The organism is Porphyromonas sp. COT-290 OH860 (genome assembly GCF_000768935.1).
Classification (GTDB): Bacteria; Bacteroidota; Bacteroidia; order Bacteroidales; family Porphyromonadaceae; genus Porphyromonas.
This window is the reverse complement of sequence record NZ_JRAR01000053.1, coordinates 99077-116556: the sequence shown is the minus strand read 5'-3', so window position 1 is coordinate 116556 and position 17480 is coordinate 99077. Positions and strand designations below refer to the sequence as shown.

The following is a 17480-nucleotide window of genomic DNA, read 5'->3' as shown; positions in this document are numbered from 1 at the left end:
GCTTAGGGGGTAAATGTCAATCCAATTCTACTTTAGCCCTTCATATCATCTAGGGACTACCAAACAATCTCATCAGCTTAGCGACGGCTGCGAGTAGAGCGTCCGCTACCAGAGGAAGACGAAGAGCTGTTACTCCTTGAGGAGCTACTGGAATCGTAGCCTCCACGGCTACTTGAAGAGGAGCTAGAGTCGTAGCTGCGAGCCTGCGAGCGCTCATAGCTGCTGCGAGAGGAGCTGTAACCAGAGTCGCCTTGTGAACTGCTGTAGGTGCTACGAGCTGAACCTCGATAGCTGCTACCAGATCGGCTAGAGCCTTGGTACGAGCGGTCGCCACCAGAGTAATACCCCTCCGAAGCCTCAGCCCTTGCTCGAGCAGAAGAGTAGGAGCCGTAAGAGGTGCGGCGAGATGGACGAGAGTAGTAGTCGTAGTTGTTGCGTGACGAGCCACTATATCTATTATTGTAGTAGTGCTCGTTGTAGGCTCGATCTCGACGGCCTTGATAGTAGCCATCGTAATAGCCGCCCCAGCCTCCACCGTAGTAACCGCCATAGTAGCCATTGTAGTAGCCGCCATAATAGCCATAGTACCTGTGGTACCAAGGATCGTAGTAGGGCCAGTAGTACCCATAGCGATAGCGGTAGGAGGGATGACCCCAATTCCATGAAGAGTAACCCCAATAGGGTCGATAGTAGTAGCCAGACCAAGGGCTATTGTAGTAGACAGGATCGTACCATGAGTCGTACCAAGGATACCAAGACGAAGCGCCCCAGCCCATGGATATATTGACATGTGTAGAGGGTCTGCCATCATGATAGCGATAGTCCGTATCTACATAGACAGAGCTAGGGCTATTGATCACAATGGTACCATCGCCATGGAAGCGAGCTAGACGCTCGGAGTATGGCCCATAGACACGCACCTCACTATCACGATTACGACCTCGATTGTCATAGCCACGGCCTCGTTCGTCGTGGCGCTCACGCAAGTCGTACTGCATCTCTTGGTCGTCTTCTGGACTGATGCGGCCATTGTAAGCATCGATCTCACGCTCTCGCTGGCGCTTCTTATAAGCTTCTAGTAGCTTAGCCTGCTCAGCACGTTCACGTTCCAGAGCAGCCTGTCTTTCTCTATAGCGTATCTCCGCCTCAGCTCTTGCTTGAGCCTCACGTTTCTCTATATCCTTACGACTGAGGTAGGCATCGTCCAGATACCTATCATCGCTCTGCCCAGATAGGCCATGGCTAACCCAAAATGTCCCTGCGGCAAGGAGCAAAATTTTCACTAGTTTCATAATCTTCTTCAATTAATTAAGTGAAACACCTCTATAATCTCTACGTTATCCGAGGACATTAGTCTAACGCTACAAGCATAAAACATATTGCCTCCAGTGTGTAAAGTTACCAATTTTACACATTAAAACAAAACAGACACTCAAAACAATCATTTTGATAGATCTGACTAGAAGATCCAGACATTAGCACAGAAGAGAACAAGTATCCCGATCAATCTGACACAAATAAACAAAGGATACGGAAGCTACTGAGCTTCCATACCCTTTTCCGCTCGCATAAGCTAGGAGCGGCTGTGGTAGCGAAAAGGCTAAGTGCTACCTCTTCCAGAAGTGAGGCGTCAGGATACCCAAAACGGTGAAAACCTCTAAGCGCCCTGTAAGCATCAAGAAAGCCATCAGATACTTACTGAAGTCGCCAGCAGGGCCTATGGTAGACATATACTCCCCGATGCCGGGACCGGAGTTGCTCGCAGCCGAGCAAGCGATACTTAGACTGGAGATAAAGCCGTTGCCGTCGAGCATGAAGAGCAAACTACCCGCAAAGATCAGCATCAGGTATACCACACAAAAAGCCAAAACTTGATGTACCGTACTGATGCTTAGCTGCTTGCCGTTTAGTTTCACGGGAGTAAAGAGATGAGGGTAGATCTGCTTCTTAAACTCGGTATATAGATTTTTCATCAGCAAGACGAAGCGAGCAACCTTGAGTCCCCCAGAGGTAGAGCCTGCACAGCCGTTGATGAACATAATCTGTAGCCCTAGCATCCAAAAGAAAGGGCGCCACTCTGTAATATCGGCAGTAAGGAATCCTGTACTAGACCCCAAGGATATAACTTGGAATAACGACTTGCGTATCGCCTCCTCGAGATCTTGGTAGAAACCCTGCGAATACAACCAAATAGCCGTGACGATCACGGTAGCACCGATGAAGATATTAAACCATCTAAACTCCTCATCACGCAACAGCTTGAGTGGGCTACCAGCGAAGGCAAAATAGATAAGCGTAAGATTGAGAGCCCCTATGTACATAAACAAACTGAGCACATACTCAATGTAGACAGAGTCGTATGCAGCGATACCAGCATCTCGTGTGGAGTAACCGCCCGTAGAAACACAGCTAAGCGAATGGCACACGGCATCGAATAACCCCATAGGCCCAAGGACAAGGAGCACAATCAGTACCAGAGTCTCGACTACATAGACGATACACAAGCGCTGAGCCACATCGGCGATACGTGGCAAAAAACGTTCGTGCGTGATGCCCGTAGTCTCGGCGTTGAAGATTTGGCTCGCTCCGCCACCAAACATCGGCACCAAAGCCACCGTAAAAACTACGATACCAATCCCCCCCTGCCACTGCATTAGGCTACGCATAAACAAAATCCCATGAGGTAGATGCTCTACCCGACTAAAGACTGTAGCGCCAGTGGTGGTAAAGCCTGAAATACACTCTAGGAATGCATCGACAAAACGAGGCGTCGCCCCACTGAGCATCATCGGAATCGTGGAGAGTAGAGAGAGGAGTAGCCACGTAGAGGTCACGGTAAGCATGCCCTCACGCCTACCTACTCTCTGGTCTTTGAGATCTCTACCCAAACCAAACAACACCCCTCCGACGCCAGCGTATGCCAGTACTCCGATGACGAAAGGCATGATCACCTCGCCGAAATACAAAGAGATACCCACGCAGATGAGCATCATCACGCACTGGACAAGACTCATCAGCCCTAGTACTCGAGATATAAATCGGAAGTTGATTGTCTTCACGGTTCGCTAGTTAAAGAGGCGTTTGAGTTCGTTGAGAGAAACATCGTGGTAGAAAACCATGACGTGGTCGTATGGCTCAATCACCGTATCGCCCCCAATCATTCGAGGCACTCCGTTGCGTAGCATGCCACCAAGCGTCATGTGGTCTGGCAACTCCAAGTCCATGATGCGCTTACCAACCAAAGGCGACTGACGCCCGACGATGAGCTCTGCGACCTCGGCATTGTTGAGCAGGGAGAGGCAGACTATCGAGCCTGCTTTCTGCCCCAGCAGCATTTGATAGATATACCCCGCTGCAAGCAGTTTTTTGTTGATGAGCGTACCGATATCTAGGCGATAAGCTAGTGGGATATAGTCGATGTTCTCCTCCTTGGCGATCGTCTTATAGACGTTGTAGCGTTTGGCTGCCAGACATGCCAAGATATTCGTCTCGGAGTTCTGGGTCAGGGCGACGAAGACCTGAGCATCATCGAGCCCTACCTCTCTGAGCAGATCTGGGTTCTGTCCGTCCCCATGGTAGACCATAACGTTGGGGAACTTATGATCCGAAACCATAATACACTTCTCCTTACTCTTCTCGATGACACAGATGCGAATACTCTCGGGGAGCTTCTTGATCGTTTGCATGGCCACTCTGCTGGCGCCCATGATGACCATCTTGCGCACCTTGGGGCACTGCTTCCCTGCTAGCCGTCTGATCTCATCAATCTGCCCCACCGGACAAGTGAAGAATACCAAGTCATTGGCCTCGATGCGTGTCGAACCCGTAGGAATAATGGTCTGCAAATCTCGTTTGATCGCAACGATGTGGTAAAACTTGTCACTCCCCGCCGAAGACTCCTGCTTGAGCTCGTAGAGATGCTTACCCACAATCTCGGCATTGTCCCGCACCTTGACGCCCGCCAGTATCAGAGCGCCATTAAACAGCTCCACATACTGCCTAGCCCATGGGTTGAGCGTTGTGGAGGCAATCTCATTGGCGGCCAATTCCTCTGGGTAAATCAAGTGGTCGATGCCGATCGACTCGTAGTGATCTGCATACCTAGGCTCTAGATGGAGGTGCGTATTGACTCGAGCTATCGTCTGCTTGGCACCTAGCATCTTGGCTAGACTACAAGCCAGCAGGTTGGTCGCTCCGTCTGGCGTTACGCTCACGAATAGATCGGCCCCTACCACACGAGCCTCCTTGAGGTCGTCTAGAATCACGGGGTCGCCCACCGTCATCAAGGCTTCTATGTGCGATTTCTTCTCCTCCAGACGCTTCTCGTCAGCATCCATGAGGACGATATCCTGCTCCTCGCTCGCAAGCATCTGGGCTAGATGAGTACCAACCTCCCCAGCCCCTGCGATCACTATACGCATATCTCTAACGATTTATTAGTTGCTCGCCTGCCTCCCTAATAGAAGCATCGTCCAAGCCACAGTCTAGGCGCTGCTGGCTAGGTGTGCCATGGGAGATAAAGCGGTCGGGGATCCCCAACCTTTTGAGCCGAGCTGTATAACCTCTATCCAGTATGAACTCTGCCACTGCAGAGCCTAGGCCACCACAGATGGAGGCCTCCTCTACCGTCACGACATTGGGGCAACGTGCCAGCAGGTCCTCGAGTAGCTCCTCGTCAAGGGGTTTAGCGAATACCATATCTATATGCCCTACATCAATCCCCTCGGAGCGCAACTGAGCGACAACCTTAGCTACATTGACGCCAATCGGGCCGATAGAGAGATAGATAAGCAGACTACCTCTCTGCAGCTCTCGCCCCTTGCCAAAGGGAATCTCTTGCATGGGCTGGCGCCAATCGACCATAGAGCCCTGACCTCGTGGGTAGCGAATAGCTACGCTAATAGGCCAAGTCTTGTAGGCCGAGTACATCTGGTGGCGTAGCTGCGCCTCGTCCATAGGAGAGCAGACAGCTATATCTGGGATGCTACGCAGGTACGATAGATCGAACGCACCCTGATGCGTCGCACCATCTTCACCGACTAGACCCGCTCGGTCTAGACAGAAAATTACCTTATTACCCTGTAGAGCCACATCGTGTATGAGCTGGTCGTAGGCCCTCTGCATAAATGTCGAATAGATGTTGCAGAAAGGGATCATGCCCCCCGAAGCCAAACCCGAGGAGAAAGTAACAGCATGCTCCTCGGCAATACCCACATCGTAGGCTCTCTCGGGGAAGACCTCCATCATCTTATTCATCGAGCAACCTGAGGGCATGGCAGGTGTGATACCGACAATGCGCTCGTCCATGCGAGCCAGCTCTACGAGCGTCTCGCCAAATACGTCCTGAAACTTGGGTGGCTCTGGCTGGGCTGGTGCAGCAAGTCGTTGCCCTGTAGCGGGGTCAAACTTACCGGGGGCATGCCAAATCGTAGGGGATTTCTCGGCTGGTTCGTAGCCCTTGCCCTTGACTGTACTAATGTGCAGGATCTTGGGGCCTCGCATATTCTTGAGCCCATTGAGCACATGTACCATGCGCAGCACGTCATTGCCATCTACGGGACCGAAGTAGCGAATGCTAAAGCTATCGAACAGATTATTCTGCCTCGACACGAGGCTCTTGAGCTTATTGTTGAAGCCAAGAATATCTCGTTTGTCTTTCTCCTCGATGAGGCGTAGCTTCATCAAGCCATGGTAGAAGTCCCGCCTAACACAGTTGTAGGGACGAGAGGTAAGCAGATCTACCATATATTTATTAAGTCCACCGACATTCTTGTCGATAGACATATTATTATCGTTGAGTATAATGAGCAGATTGTTGGGAGCGGAGGAGGCATTGTTCAGCCCCTCGAAGGCCATGCCTCCCGTCATCGAGCCATCGCCGATGAAGGCTACCACACGCCGACGCTCCCCCTTGCTTCTGGCAGCTACCGCCATACCGAGGGCTGCTGAGATCGAGTTGGAGGCGTGCCCAGCCACGAAGGTATCGTACTCACTTTCCTTGGGGCTTGGGAAACCCGATAACCCACCCCATTTGCGTAGCGTATGGAACTCCCCTCTACGCCCCGTCAAGAGCTTATGAATATAGGCCTGATGCCCCACATCCCAGACAATCTGATCATACGGAGCATCGAAAACATAGTGCATAGCCACTGTTGCCTCGATAGCTCCTAGATTGGACCCCAAGTGCCCGGGATTAACCGACAGAGCCTCCAATAAGTACTGCCTGAGCTCCGCGCAGAGCTTGGGTAAATCTTCTAGGGCAAGCTGCTTGAGATCGCTAGGGGTATTGATCCTATCGAGCAACGGATAGAGGATTGTCCCCTCGGCGCTATGTTCCATAAACTTAATCGTTATCGTATAAATCTCACTTCAGATATAGCAAGCGCATGGGCGGTGCATCAAAATGTGGTTACTCTAGATCTGCATCGAACGGCTTCTGCTGTCGCATAGGCAGGCACCCTGACCTCCTACTATATCATTCATTAAACACATAAACAAAGGTAAGGGTTTCCATATAATATTATGGTGTATCCCCTGCAAAAGCATGAGAGGCCACACCGCAATAATAGGTGTAGCCCCTCCCTAATATATACAAGGCCTCAAAGGAAGAATACAAAGTATGAGGCCCACACGCATTCGTCTAACTAGAATACTGTGACTTTCTGGTTCTCAAACTCAAACTTGGCAGTATAAGACTGGTTTACCTTATCCTTCAAGACTAGAGCCTCACCAGTGTTGTTGTCATAGAGGTGATCACTCTTTCTAGACCCCTTGACTTCGGCCCTCTTGATCAGAGCATCTGCTTCAGGAAACTCAAAAAGCAAATGTTTATCCTTATCTTCTAGATTACCCTTAGGCTTTAACACGAACGTGATTTTTTCTCCCTCTTCGTAGTTAGAAACCTTGATATCCCCATAGATCCTAGGATCTGCACCAAATTTTTTGAAGGCAATCTTAACTTCCTCTTGATTACCACTCTTATACTCTTTCCTCACAAACACATCATAGGCATTATAAATATTCTCTCCAAGGCCTGTATGGAATGAGTCATTATTGAAGAAGACATCAAATGAAATGCGCTTAATAGGCTGCTTTTCTCGCGTGTATCTAGAGTAGATGACAGTCTTGAATGTCTGATTCGTTTCTAGTTCTCTGAGCTTATAAGCGATGGGTACTCCGAGATTATCCTTACTCCATGTTGCCCCCTCGGCAAGGAAACTCTTAATCATCTGCACATCTACAACGCTCTGACCAGCAAGCTTAGCGCTACCACCGAGAACACGCCCTCTGATAGAAGATCTCTCCGAGATAGACTTGAAGTTAGCCTCTGCCTCTGCGGTGAAAGAGCCGCCAAGGAAGCTTGTCTGCAGCTTTGCATCTAATTCATTCTTAGTTAGGCTAGTTTCAACACCTAGGAGGAGGATGCGTCCAACCTTAACCGAAGAGATGTAGAGAGGCTTATTAGTCCCGAAAGCACTCTTATAATCGAACTCGCCAGCGAAGAAGTCTGATGGCTTCTGTGGAGTATCCAAATCCATGGTATAGAACACCTGCTGCACTTTCACGAGGAAGTACTTCTTGTCGGAGCTATAAGAAAAGCCAGCTGTAGCCTTAACAGAAGTAGATGTACCATTATAGCCACCACCGATAGCAATCTTGAGGTGCTGCTCGTCATGTACCTCCTCTGATGAGTAAGAGATGTTGGCAGGAGGAGGGTTAAATCCTCTACCAAGCAATTCATTGACACCAGCACGCACAGTAGAGAGCTTAGGATCTGGTACTACAATGGTAGGATTGGAGCCTGTCAGAGAAACAGAAATAGTAATTGGCTTACGTGGAGCAACCACTGGGCTATAGTCCCCATTAATTACGCTCGTAGCCTTGATCAGAGCCCCGGGGTAAAAAAGCTCATGATTGTCCGAAAACAGAAGCTGTTCCTCTAGAGCGACTGCTTGTTCATAGTCTTTTCTTTCCCCTGCAACTGGCAAAATTTCATCTACCCTGAAAGCTCGTGGCTTCGAAGCATCATACGGACGCTCTGCGAAAGGTTCAATTTGCTTTACGGTTGGGAGATTAGTCACAAACGTGTTTAGCTGATCGGCATAAGCGGCACTTATATTGCCTTGTTTTTCAGCGCCATTTTGGTTTTTAAGGTTTGGCTCATCTTTGGTCGAACACGAATAAACCCCTACTACGAGAGCCACAGCCAAGAAGCCTTTAAATCCTGTGAAATCCATAAACGTTAAATTAAAATTGATACAACAATGTGAGCGTCAAATACGCCCCTTAATTCACTTCTTGGGGTGCAAAAGTAAGTCAAGCAAATTGAATAGCCATCTTTTTTCCGCAATAAATATTTGACACGATGTAGCAGAATTTCCAGAAAAAACCATTCTTAATCACTGAAAATCAAAATATTAATATAAAATTATTTTTTTATTTCAGGGCTGCATATTAAGTAAAAATCCAAACTTTATTCCACATCATTAAGGATATATCCGCACTAAATGGCCTTACACTGGGCTCTCGATAATAGATTTGGGAGAGGATTATGCCCCCAATTAGCTTGAATAGCGCCGGCTCGATGGGGCTCCCCCCTCCTACCCGAGCCAATGGAGCTGTACTACCCAGCCACTATAAGACCTCCTAAACTGAAAATAAATGTTTAAGCGAAGATCAATTTTAGATCAACTTTTAGATATCGGTGGGTGCGCCCCTCTACACTCAAGCCAAAAGGGGCAGACCTCGTATTTGCCCCCTAGCAGGCTCTAGGTTGCGTCCGACCTCGTTTGGGCTCTTCCCCCTTAGACCGACAAAAACACCCACCTTAAACGAAGGCCACACAAAGAACTAATAGTCAACATCATAAAACAAAACAACCTATCATCTAGCGCACTCATGCCTCATTTCGGGATATTTCTTCCCATCAATCTTGGCTAATTGATGGACACATTGCAGAGGGTTAGTCCACCAATCCGCAAAAATGTTCCCATCAATTTCCCGCCAATGCTCCACAGACCTTTATAAACTGAGGACTCGTTTCATAAAATTCGAGGGTAATACATTTACACACCTTAACAGATAAGTAGATAAATAGCCCGCCAAATCTCTCGACCCAATCATGACGACAGTACATACCGCCTCGCCATTCCTTGTCGAGATAGGCCTAAGAGAAGATATACGGTATAGATGTGCAATCAAGGTTTGCTCAATCTCCGCCCTCTGTGGGGACAAATATTGCCGACCAAGAGGATATATCATTATTTTTGTGGGTAGAAAAGCTAAAAAACAAACCTAATACAACGCCAATCGTATGTCATCGACGTTCAAACTTATCGCCGTCAAAATTGGGCAGGGATGTGCAGAGCATATCCGAAAGAACCTTAAAGAAGAGGTCTGGTACTTATTCGACAAAGACTACACCATAGACGAGGAGCTAGACAGCCCTAAGCTCAAAAAGGATCGCCAAGTCCCAGACAACTTCTTTTCCACTGAAGAGGGGCAAAACCCTTCGCCCACAATCAATATCCACGCCATTGTCGGTATGAACGGCAGTGGCAAGAGTGCCCTAATTGACTTCATCTTGCGACTCATCAACAACTATTCATACGCACATCCATATGATGAAAAACCTAGATGGGAAAGGCCACTCTTGAGTAGAGTCAAGGGGGTTCGAGGAAGATTAGTCTTTGAATATTCGGGGGAACTATACAAGTTAGAGCAAGCTAACGATGATGAAATAACAAACGATATTAAAATAACACTTGAATCAATCAATAACGAGAGTAAAACCACAGATTTAGATCTAAAAGACTTTTTCTACACAATTTTGCTGAACTATTCCATACACGCCTTGAATATTTGGGATTATGCAAAAGAAAAAGAAGACCTAGAAGATTATTGGCTCAATGGTCTATTCCACAAGAATGATGGCTACCAAACCCCATGCGTGCTCAATCCATGGAGATTAGAAGGAAATATAGACATCAATAAAGAGAATAAACTATCCAAGGATCGACTTATCGCTATTGCTTTGATGAACAAAGAGGGAAATATTGGAGGTGGCTATAAGCTGACCAAGTTAAAACTATCGTTACAAGAACGCAAAACTTTAATGAAATCAGGAGATCTATCAAAAAAAATAGTACCATGGCCAAGACTTAACTACGCAGATTTCTTCCAAGAGATTCGAGATGTTTGGAAAAACGGACATAAAGACGAGAAGAAAAAGCCACTTACCATAAGACGAACAGGTCTCTTACGAGATTTAGCTTTAGATTATCTCGCTTATAAGTCTATTTCGATTGACGACAAGTACATCGCCAATAACCATGTACTGGGGGAGGTGGCAGACTCCTTTATAATGTCAGTGAGTAGAGCGAGTGAGTTAGAAGGAAAGGCTGGTGAGTTAGTTGAAATTTTACTAAAAGACAAAAGCCATATCACAAACAAGATATATCAGACTGTAAAGTTTTTGAGCGGGGAGGAGCATGAGAGTGTTTGGTTAAGCAAAATAAAAGATTTAATTAGATTAAAAGATAGAATTGATCGAATAGGAAAAAAAGAGGGAGATGTAAACTCGCCCGAAGATCTAGTTGATTACGAAGATTTGTTTAAGGAGTTATACAATCTATCCGAGTACAGGTTTGACACTTTAGAGGATATTTTAAAAAGGAAAACTAGCTTTCTTGCTTGGTTTATTGATCGACATCGCAATAACATCCATGTTGCTTGGAGTGATTACATCAATCTCATCTACAAGGACATCCAAGATATCCACAAAAGGATCTATGACAATGCAGAAATAGATCTTGACTCAACAGAGGATGAACGTAACGAAACTCCAGAGTTTCTTCTTTGGGAACACCTTACGCCAAAAGAAGAAGAAAACTTCAAGTCTAACACTTGGAATGCACTCGAAAAAATTCTAGAATCCAAAGACCACGATGCTACTTTCTTTCAAAAGATTTGGAATAGAGAAGAATCTAACATTGAAAGTTTTGATATAGAAGTAGCCTCTGGTTCTACGGTGGTGTTACCCATAGAGGATTTTAGATGTGAGGGCGAAAATCCTATTTATTGTGTACCTCCGCCAATCTTTGATGTCGAGCTATTGGTATCTAAGGGTGGAGGAAAAGAAATTCCTCTCTCCAAGCTAAGCAGCGGAGAGAAGCAACTCCTCTATAGCTCTAGTAGCTATCTCTATCATTTGCTCAATCTTGATTCAGCGCACGAAAGCCCAAGCGACCGAATTAAATATGACTATGTCAATCTAATCTGCGATGAGATAGAGCTGTACTTTCACCCAGAGTACCAGCGGCAGTTCGTCGACTATATGCTCAAGTCCATTAGGTCTATGAACCTAAAGCACATCAAGGCAATCAACATCCTACTCTCTACTCATTCGCCCTTCATCCTCTCGGATATCCCCGATGCTCATGTCCTCTACTTGAAAGAGGGGGAACCAGAGAATCGGCAAGGAGAAACCTTTGGGGCTAATATCCACGAGCTACTCCGTGATGCCTTCTTCCTCAATGGAATGCCTATCGGCGACTTTGCTAGAGAGAAGATCCTCAAGCTCAATGAAAAAATCGAAGCAGTCACGGAGCAGACCTCTCTAGAAGAGCTTGAGAGGTTAAATAAAGAGATTAGCCTCATTGGAGAGCCGATCCTACGTCGTCAGCTACGTAGACTTCTCGGAGAGAAGGTAATGACAATGGGGAGCATACGATTGGCTACTAAAACTGCATTACTCGAGAATCGTATTAGAACTCTGGAAAGCGAAGTCAAAAGGCTGAAGAAAAAGAAGTAAAACTATGATCAAGATCAATATACCCAAAGAGGAGTTGAATGCTATTGCAGAAGAATATGCAGAGATATTGCTTTCGGGATGGAATAAAATTAACTCAGATCAAAGCTTAAGAGATAAGGTGAAGAGCCTTTTACTTTGTCCTGCTGATAAACTAGAAGAGGAGTATGAAACATTAAAATCTCATATACCTCCCTCATTGCTCATTTCCAAGGATGAGTATCAATATCGCATAAACAAGAAAGAATACATCATTAACGAAGAAAAAGTTACAGGACTAGCCTATTGGCTTGTACAAAAACTCAATATCCAAGTTTGCCCTTATTGCAATCATAACTATATCTTTATTCGAGATCCAAGAGGGAGATCTGGAAGACCTGATCTGGACCACTTTTATCCTAAAGGAGAAAACAGCCAAAAGGATGAATCTACCAGTAAGACTTATCCGTACCTAGCTCTCTCTTTCTATAACCTAATTCCAAGTTGTAAGACATGCAACCACCTTAAACTTGACCAACAAATAGATCATTCGCCATATATCCAAGGGTTTGAGCGGGTTCCTATATTCCGAATGGAGAAGTTGATTGAGTATCTGATGGGAGAGCCAGACCTAGAGATCAATCTAAAAGCCGAAGCATTGGGCAAGAATATGGAGGTCTTTAAGCTGAAAGAACTATATGCGCAGCACACAGCTGAGGCGGAGGAGCTGATCTTCAAGGCGAGGGCGTATCAGGAGGATTATTACGAGTCCTTGATTGAGTCTTTTGGCGGTATGGGGCTAGACGAAGGCGAGATGCACCGAATGATCTTTGGGAATTACCCCGATCCCGAAGACTTCAGCAAACGGCCATTGGCGAAGTTTACCTATGATTTACTACAACAGCTTGGCGTCAAGCCTCCGAAACAAAGCACGCTTACAGCCCTCTAGAGCTGGGCGAGAGACGAGAGGCGCAGAAAAGTTGGGGAAGTGTTTGGTGGTTTAGAAAACTCGTTCTATCTTTGCATCGCAAAAGAGAGCCCGGGTGGCGGAATTGGTAGACGCGCTCGTTTCAGGTGCGAGTGTTCAAAAGACGTGCAGGTTCGATTCCTGTCCCGGGCACGAGGATACAATCAGCTCCTTGCTCTCTAAAGCAAAGACATAATGCGCGGGTGGTGGAATTGGTAGACACGCTACTTTGAGGGGGTAGTGCCGGTTTCGGCGTGTGAGTTCAAATCTCATCTCGCGTACTTAGAGAGTGGTCAGCAATCAAGGTTGTTGATCACTTTTTCTTTTTAAATTTTCCTTTTTCAGGTTTATCCGCTTATGATCTCATTCCCCAATGCCAAGATCAATCTTGGGCTCAACATCATAGGTCGCCGCCCAGACGGCTATCATCTGCTAGAAACTCTATTCTATCCCATCCCACTATGCGATGTCCTAGAGGCGCATCCTCTACCCGAGGGGCAGGAAGATAGGCTTACTCTATACGGGGCAGACAATCTAGGCGACCCTGCAGACAACCTCGCCCTGCGTGCCGTTCGTGCTCTTAGGGCGCGCTATGCCGTTCCCCCTCTAGACATCTACCTCCGCAAGCATATTCCCTCGGGGGCAGGCATGGGTGGCGGTTCGGCCGATGCCTCCTTTATGCTCACGATGCTCAACCGAGAGCTCTCGCTGGGAGTCACCCAGGAGGAGTTACGAGAGATTGCCCTAGGGCTTGGGGCGGATTGCCCCGTCTTCATCGACAATGTACCCGCTTTCGGCGAAGGTATCGGGGAGCGACTAACGCCCTACGAGGGTCTATCCCTCTCGGGCTATACACTTGTCGTCATCAAACCCGAGCTACACATCAGCACAGCAGAGGCTTTCCGTGGACTCCGACGTGTAGCCCCTGCACCCGAACCTCTACGCGAGCTCCTCGACCTACCACTAGAACAATGGTACTCTCGAGTGGTTAATGATTTTGAAGAGAGCCTCTTCCCTCTTCACCCAGAGCTCGAGACTATCAAGGCCGAGCTCTACACCCAAGGGGCGATCTACGCCTCTATGACTGGCTCGGGAGCTGCTCTATACGGCATATTTGCCGAGGAGATCGAGCTGGATAGATATGAACTAAAAGATTACTTCGTTTGGCAACACAAACTTCCGTAGAAAGCAAAAAGCCACTGTGGCTACCGACGACCAAGAAAGAGATGGAGATGCGCGGCTGGGACGAGGCCGACGTGATCATCTTCTCTGGCGATGCGTATGTCGATCATCCTTCCTTTGGCAATGCAGTGGTAGGACGCTTCCTCGAGTCCATGGGGCTGAGGGTAGCGATCGTGCCACAGCCCAACTGGCGTGACGACCTGCGCGACTTCAAGAAGCTTGGTCGTCCGCGTCTATTCTTCGGTATCTCGGCTGGGGTTATGGACTCGATGGTCAATAAGTACACGGCTCGCAAGCGTTTACGCAAGGAAGATGCCTATACCCCCGACGGGCGCAACGATATGCGCCCCGACTATCCCTCTATCGTGTATGCGGACTGCATCCGCAAGTTCTACCCCGACGTCCCCATCGTCCTTGGGGGCGTAGAGGCCAGTCTTAGGCGTGTCACGCACTACGACTACTGGAGCGACCGTCTGATGCCCACCATTCTGGCGCAGACCAAGGCCGACCTACTTATATATGGTATGGGCGAGCAACCACTGCGCGAGATTGTCTCTCGCTTGCAGGCAGGCGAACCCTTCGCCAACCTCAAGGATGTTCCCCAGACTGCCTACCTCGCCTTACGTAAGGACTTCGAGGCTAAGAAAGACGACATCATCCTCTATGGACATGAGGAGTGCCTAGAGAATAAGCGCAAGCAGGCAGCTAACTTCAAGCACATCGAGCAGCAGAGCAATATGATAAAGGCTAACCGCATCCTGCAAGCCGTAGGTGGACGTATCTTAGTGGTCAATCCGCCCTATCCGCCGATGACGAGCCGAGAGATTGATGCGAGCTTCGACCTGCCTTACACACGCCTGCCCCACCCCAAATATCGAGGCAAGAAACTAGGGGCTTATGAGATGATTAAGTTCTCGGTCAATATGCATCGTGGGTGTTTCGGGGGCTGTGCGTTCTGCACGATCAGTGCACATCAAGGCAAGTTCGTTGCCAGCCGTAGCGAGCGTTCTATACTCAAGGAAGTAGATGCTATCACACAGATGGAGGACTTCAAGGGCTATCTAAGTGATGTGGGTGGCCCCTCTGCCAATATGTATGCGATGAAAGGGAAGAACCTGTCGATCTGTGAGATGTGTCGCCGCCCAAGCTGCATCCACCCCAAGATATGTCCCAACCTAAACGCTGACCATACACGCCTAACCAATCTGCTTAGACGCATTGACGAGCATCCACGCATCAAGAAGAGCTTCATCTCTAGCGGCATCCGCTATGACCTATTCTTCGGCGACCATCACGATCCTAAACACCGAGAGGCGGCACTCATCTATGCTCGCGATTTGGTAGAGAAGCACGTCTCGGGTAGGCTCAAAGTAGCTCCAGAGCACACGAGTGACCGGGTGCTTAACCTGATGCGCAAACCTTCGTTCAAGATGTTCTACGAGTTTAAGAAGTTCTTCGACGAAGTGAACCAAGCCAGCGGACAAAATCAGCAAATTATCCCTTACTTTATCAGTAGCCACCCCGGCTGCACAGAGGAGGATATGGCAGAGCTAGCTGCCGAAACCAAGAAACTCGGCTTCCGCTTGGAGCAAATACAAGACTTCACACCTACACCAATGACTCTGGCTACCGAGATCTACTACACCGGTATCCACCCCTATACTCTAGAACCCGTCTTCACGGCAATCACTGAAACGCAGAAAACAGCTCAGCATCAGTTCTTCTTTTGGTATCAGCCAGCCCAGCGCGCCAAGATCATGAAGGCCCTGCGCAAGATGGGTCGCCCAGACCTCGAGCGTGAGCTCTTCGGCAATGGGCATCAACGCAAACGGTAGACACAAAGGGATAAATAGCACATAGTCATCTAGACAAAAGACGTTTCCGCTCTTTTTGTATAGATCTTCGTGTGTTTTTACATATTTTGCTGTACCTTTGCTAGCCAGACAGATAGAGGTGTTCGCCGTATGCAAAGCAGCCTACCATTTGCTCTGGTTGGCTTGGGCACAATATGCAGTATCCTCCTAGCAAACCATGCGTTTGGTATCTTTGCTTTGCCCACTCCAGTCCACCCAAGGGGAATGCCAAAGTTGAAGCTTTGCCCCCAACAACTAAAACAGAAACAGATATGCGGATATGTGATACAAGGCTAGCGAGCATTGCCACCTTGGCAATGGCTTGGCTTAGCCCTTCGTTGTCAGCTCAAGAGAAGCCCGACACGCTTAGTCTAGACATGGCACGTGCGATAGAGATAGCTTACAAACAGAATGCCAATGTTACCACTAGCGACATGGAGGTCACGAGGGCTACCTATAATCAACGCAAAGGCTTATCAGCTTTACTACCGAACGTCAATCTCTCTGGCTCGTATGGCTACACACTCAAGAAGCAACGTGTTTACTTTGGCGGTGGAGATGATTCGTCCAATCCATTTGCATCAGCTTTCCCAAAAGAGGGTATTGAGATGGGGCAGACGCACAATATCCAAGCAGGAGTACAGGCAGGGGTAGCAGTCTTGGCACCTCAACTCTGGGCAAGTCTGGCCCTAGACCGTAATGCCGTAGAGCAAGCTGTGGAAAAAGCACGTGCCTCTCGAGTGGAGATGACCTCCGAGGTACGCAAGGCTTATCTGGGGGCACTCATGGCTCGAGATGCCCTTAGGGTGCTCGAGGAAAGCCTCGCCAATGCCCAAGAAAACCACGGGCAGATCCGACAGAAATTTGAGCAGGGTCTAGTGGCCGAGTACGATCTGATTCGCATGGATGCACAGGTCAAAAACCTAATGCCAGAGGTAATACGAGCACAGCAGTCGGTTCGTCTAGCAGAGATGAAGCTCAAGGTACTCATGAATATAGATCCTGATCACCCCATTAAACTCAAAGAGCAACTCGAAGACTACAACCATGTAGTATATGGACGCCTACTCTCGGACGATGCCCCCCTATCTCTGGAGCAGAATTCGGCGCTACGCACACTGGATCTACAAGGCGATCAGCTTGAGAAGATCATCAAAGTGAAGAAAATGGCGTACGCACCAACCCTCTCGCTTAGCTTCTCCTACAACTACAGCTTCGCCAGTGATCAGTTTAAGCTAGACAATAACCGCCGTTGGTCCCCACACTCTATGATCGGTGTTTCGCTCAATATCCCAGTATTCTCGGGTGGGAGCCGCTACTACGACCTCAAGGCCACACGCCTGCAGCTGCAACAACTGGCACTACAAAGACGCCAAACAGAGAAAGAACTCAACCTTGGACTGACGAACTCACGCAGCGAACAGCGCAACGCTGCTTCGCAATTCGTAGCCTCTCAAGAGGCCGTGCGTAGTGCACAGAAAGGCTACGACATCGCACAAGCACGCTACCGCACCGGTGCTGGGACGATCCTAGAGCTCAACGACGCCGATCTGGCGCTCAGACAGGCTCAGCTCAACCTCAACCAGTCTATCTTCAACTATATGGTCGCGTCCTATACGCTAGATCAGCTCGAGGGGCGCATCTATATGAAGTCCAACAAACAGCAGTAATGCCTCTAATCCAATGATCG

10 protein-coding genes and 2 tRNA genes are annotated in these 17480 nt (G+C 48.2%); 7 read left to right on the top strand and 5 right to left on the bottom strand.

Annotated features, from left to right (window positions below; translation table 11 throughout):
- Positions 1-77: 77 nt before the first annotated feature.
- The 5 genes from HQ41_RS05770 to HQ41_RS05750 form a co-directional block, all read right to left on the bottom strand.
- Entirely contained in the window at positions 78-1292 is a 1215-nt protein-coding gene (locus HQ41_RS05770; protein ID WP_044189198.1) for a hypothetical protein, read from the bottom strand.
- 315 nt (positions 1293-1607) lie between these two features.
- Positions 1608-3014: a TrkH family potassium uptake protein gene (locus HQ41_RS05765; protein ID WP_044189096.1), complete on the bottom strand. Its 1407-nt coding sequence runs from the start codon at positions 3012-3014 to the stop codon at positions 1608-1610.
- Between the two features lie 51 nt (positions 3015-3065).
- Positions 3066-4421, bottom strand: coding sequence for a Trk system potassium transporter TrkA (gene trkA, locus HQ41_RS05760; protein ID WP_044189094.1), 1356 nt, complete (start codon positions 4419-4421; stop codon positions 3066-3068).
- A 4-nt stretch (positions 4422-4425) separates the two neighbouring features.
- On the bottom strand, positions 4426-6339 hold the full coding sequence (gene dxs, locus HQ41_RS05755; protein ID WP_044189093.1) for a 1-deoxy-D-xylulose-5-phosphate synthase: 1914 nt from the start codon (positions 6337-6339) through the stop codon (positions 4426-4428).
- Positions 6340-6644: 305 nt separating this feature from the next.
- Positions 6645-8237 carry a thiol-activated cytolysin family protein gene (locus HQ41_RS05750; protein WP_052405309.1) on the bottom strand — a complete coding sequence of 531 codons (1593 nt, stop codon included), beginning with the start codon at positions 8235-8237 and terminating at the stop codon, positions 6645-6647.
- A 1076-nt stretch (positions 8238-9313) separates the two neighbouring features.
- On the opposite strand from HQ41_RS05750, the gene HQ41_RS09345 reads away from it, so the two are divergent.
- The 7 genes from HQ41_RS09345 to HQ41_RS05715 all read left to right on the top strand — a co-directional run bounded on the left by HQ41_RS09345 (position 9314) and on the right by HQ41_RS05715 (position 17460).
- Positions 9314-11812, top strand: a complete 2499-nt coding sequence (locus HQ41_RS09345) for an AAA family ATPase (RefSeq protein WP_052405308.1) — start codon at positions 9314-9316, stop codon at positions 11810-11812.
- Positions 11813-11816: 4 nt separating this feature from the next.
- Positions 11817-12737: a hypothetical protein gene (locus tag HQ41_RS05740; protein ID WP_044189090.1), complete on the top strand. Its 921-nt coding sequence runs from the start codon at positions 11817-11819 to the stop codon at positions 12735-12737.
- Positions 12738-12825: 88 nt separating this feature from the next.
- Positions 12826-12908, top strand: a tRNA-Leu gene (locus tag HQ41_RS05735).
- A 44-nt stretch (positions 12909-12952) separates the two neighbouring features.
- Positions 12953-13036, top strand: a tRNA-Leu gene (locus tag HQ41_RS05730).
- Positions 13037-13112: 76 nt separating this feature from the next.
- A complete protein-coding gene (gene ispE / locus HQ41_RS05725) occupies positions 13113-13940 on the top strand; it encodes a 4-(cytidine 5'-diphospho)-2-C-methyl-D-erythritol kinase (protein WP_044189088.1) in 828 nt (275 codons plus the stop codon).
- Positions 13919-15772: a YgiQ family radical SAM protein gene (locus HQ41_RS05720; protein ID WP_255327521.1), complete on the top strand. Its 1854-nt coding sequence runs from the start codon at positions 13919-13921 to the stop codon at positions 15770-15772. Before ispE ends, HQ41_RS05720 begins: the two co-directional genes overlap by 22 nt.
- Before the next feature lie 335 nt (positions 15773-16107).
- The gene (locus HQ41_RS05715; protein WP_044189087.1) at positions 16108-17460 is read left to right on the top strand and encodes a TolC family protein; all 1353 of its coding nucleotides are present in this window, start codon (positions 16108-16110) and stop codon (positions 17458-17460) included.
- The last annotated feature ends 20 nt before the right edge of the window (positions 17461-17480 follow it).

Coding starts and splice junctions, on each gene's coding strand:
- HQ41_RS05770 (WP_044189198.1), bottom strand. CDS start 1,292: ATGAAACTAGTGAAAATTTTGCTCCTTGCCGCAGGGACATTTTGGGTT.
- HQ41_RS05765 (WP_044189096.1), bottom strand. CDS start 3,014: ATGAGTCTTGTCCAGTGCGTGATGATGCTCATCTGCGTGGGTATCTCT.
- trkA (WP_044189094.1), bottom strand. CDS start 4,421: ATGCGTATAGTGATCGCAGGGGCTGGGGAGGTTGGTACTCATCTAGCC.
- dxs (WP_044189093.1), bottom strand. CDS start 6,339: ATGGAACATAGCGCCGAGGGGACAATCCTCTATCCGTTGCTCGATAGG.
- HQ41_RS05750 (WP_052405309.1), bottom strand. CDS start 8,237: ATGGATTTCACAGGATTTAAAGGCTTCTTGGCTGTGGCTCTCGTAGTA.
- HQ41_RS09345 (WP_052405308.1), top strand. CDS start 9,314: ATGTCATCGACGTTCAAACTTATCGCCGTCAAAATTGGGCAGGGATGT.
- HQ41_RS05740 (WP_044189090.1), top strand. CDS start 11,817: ATGATCAAGATCAATATACCCAAAGAGGAGTTGAATGCTATTGCAGAA.
- ispE (WP_044189088.1), top strand. CDS start 13,113: ATGATCTCATTCCCCAATGCCAAGATCAATCTTGGGCTCAACATCATA.
- HQ41_RS05715 (WP_044189087.1), top strand. CDS start 16,108: ATGGCTTGGCTTAGCCCTTCGTTGTCAGCTCAAGAGAAGCCCGACACG.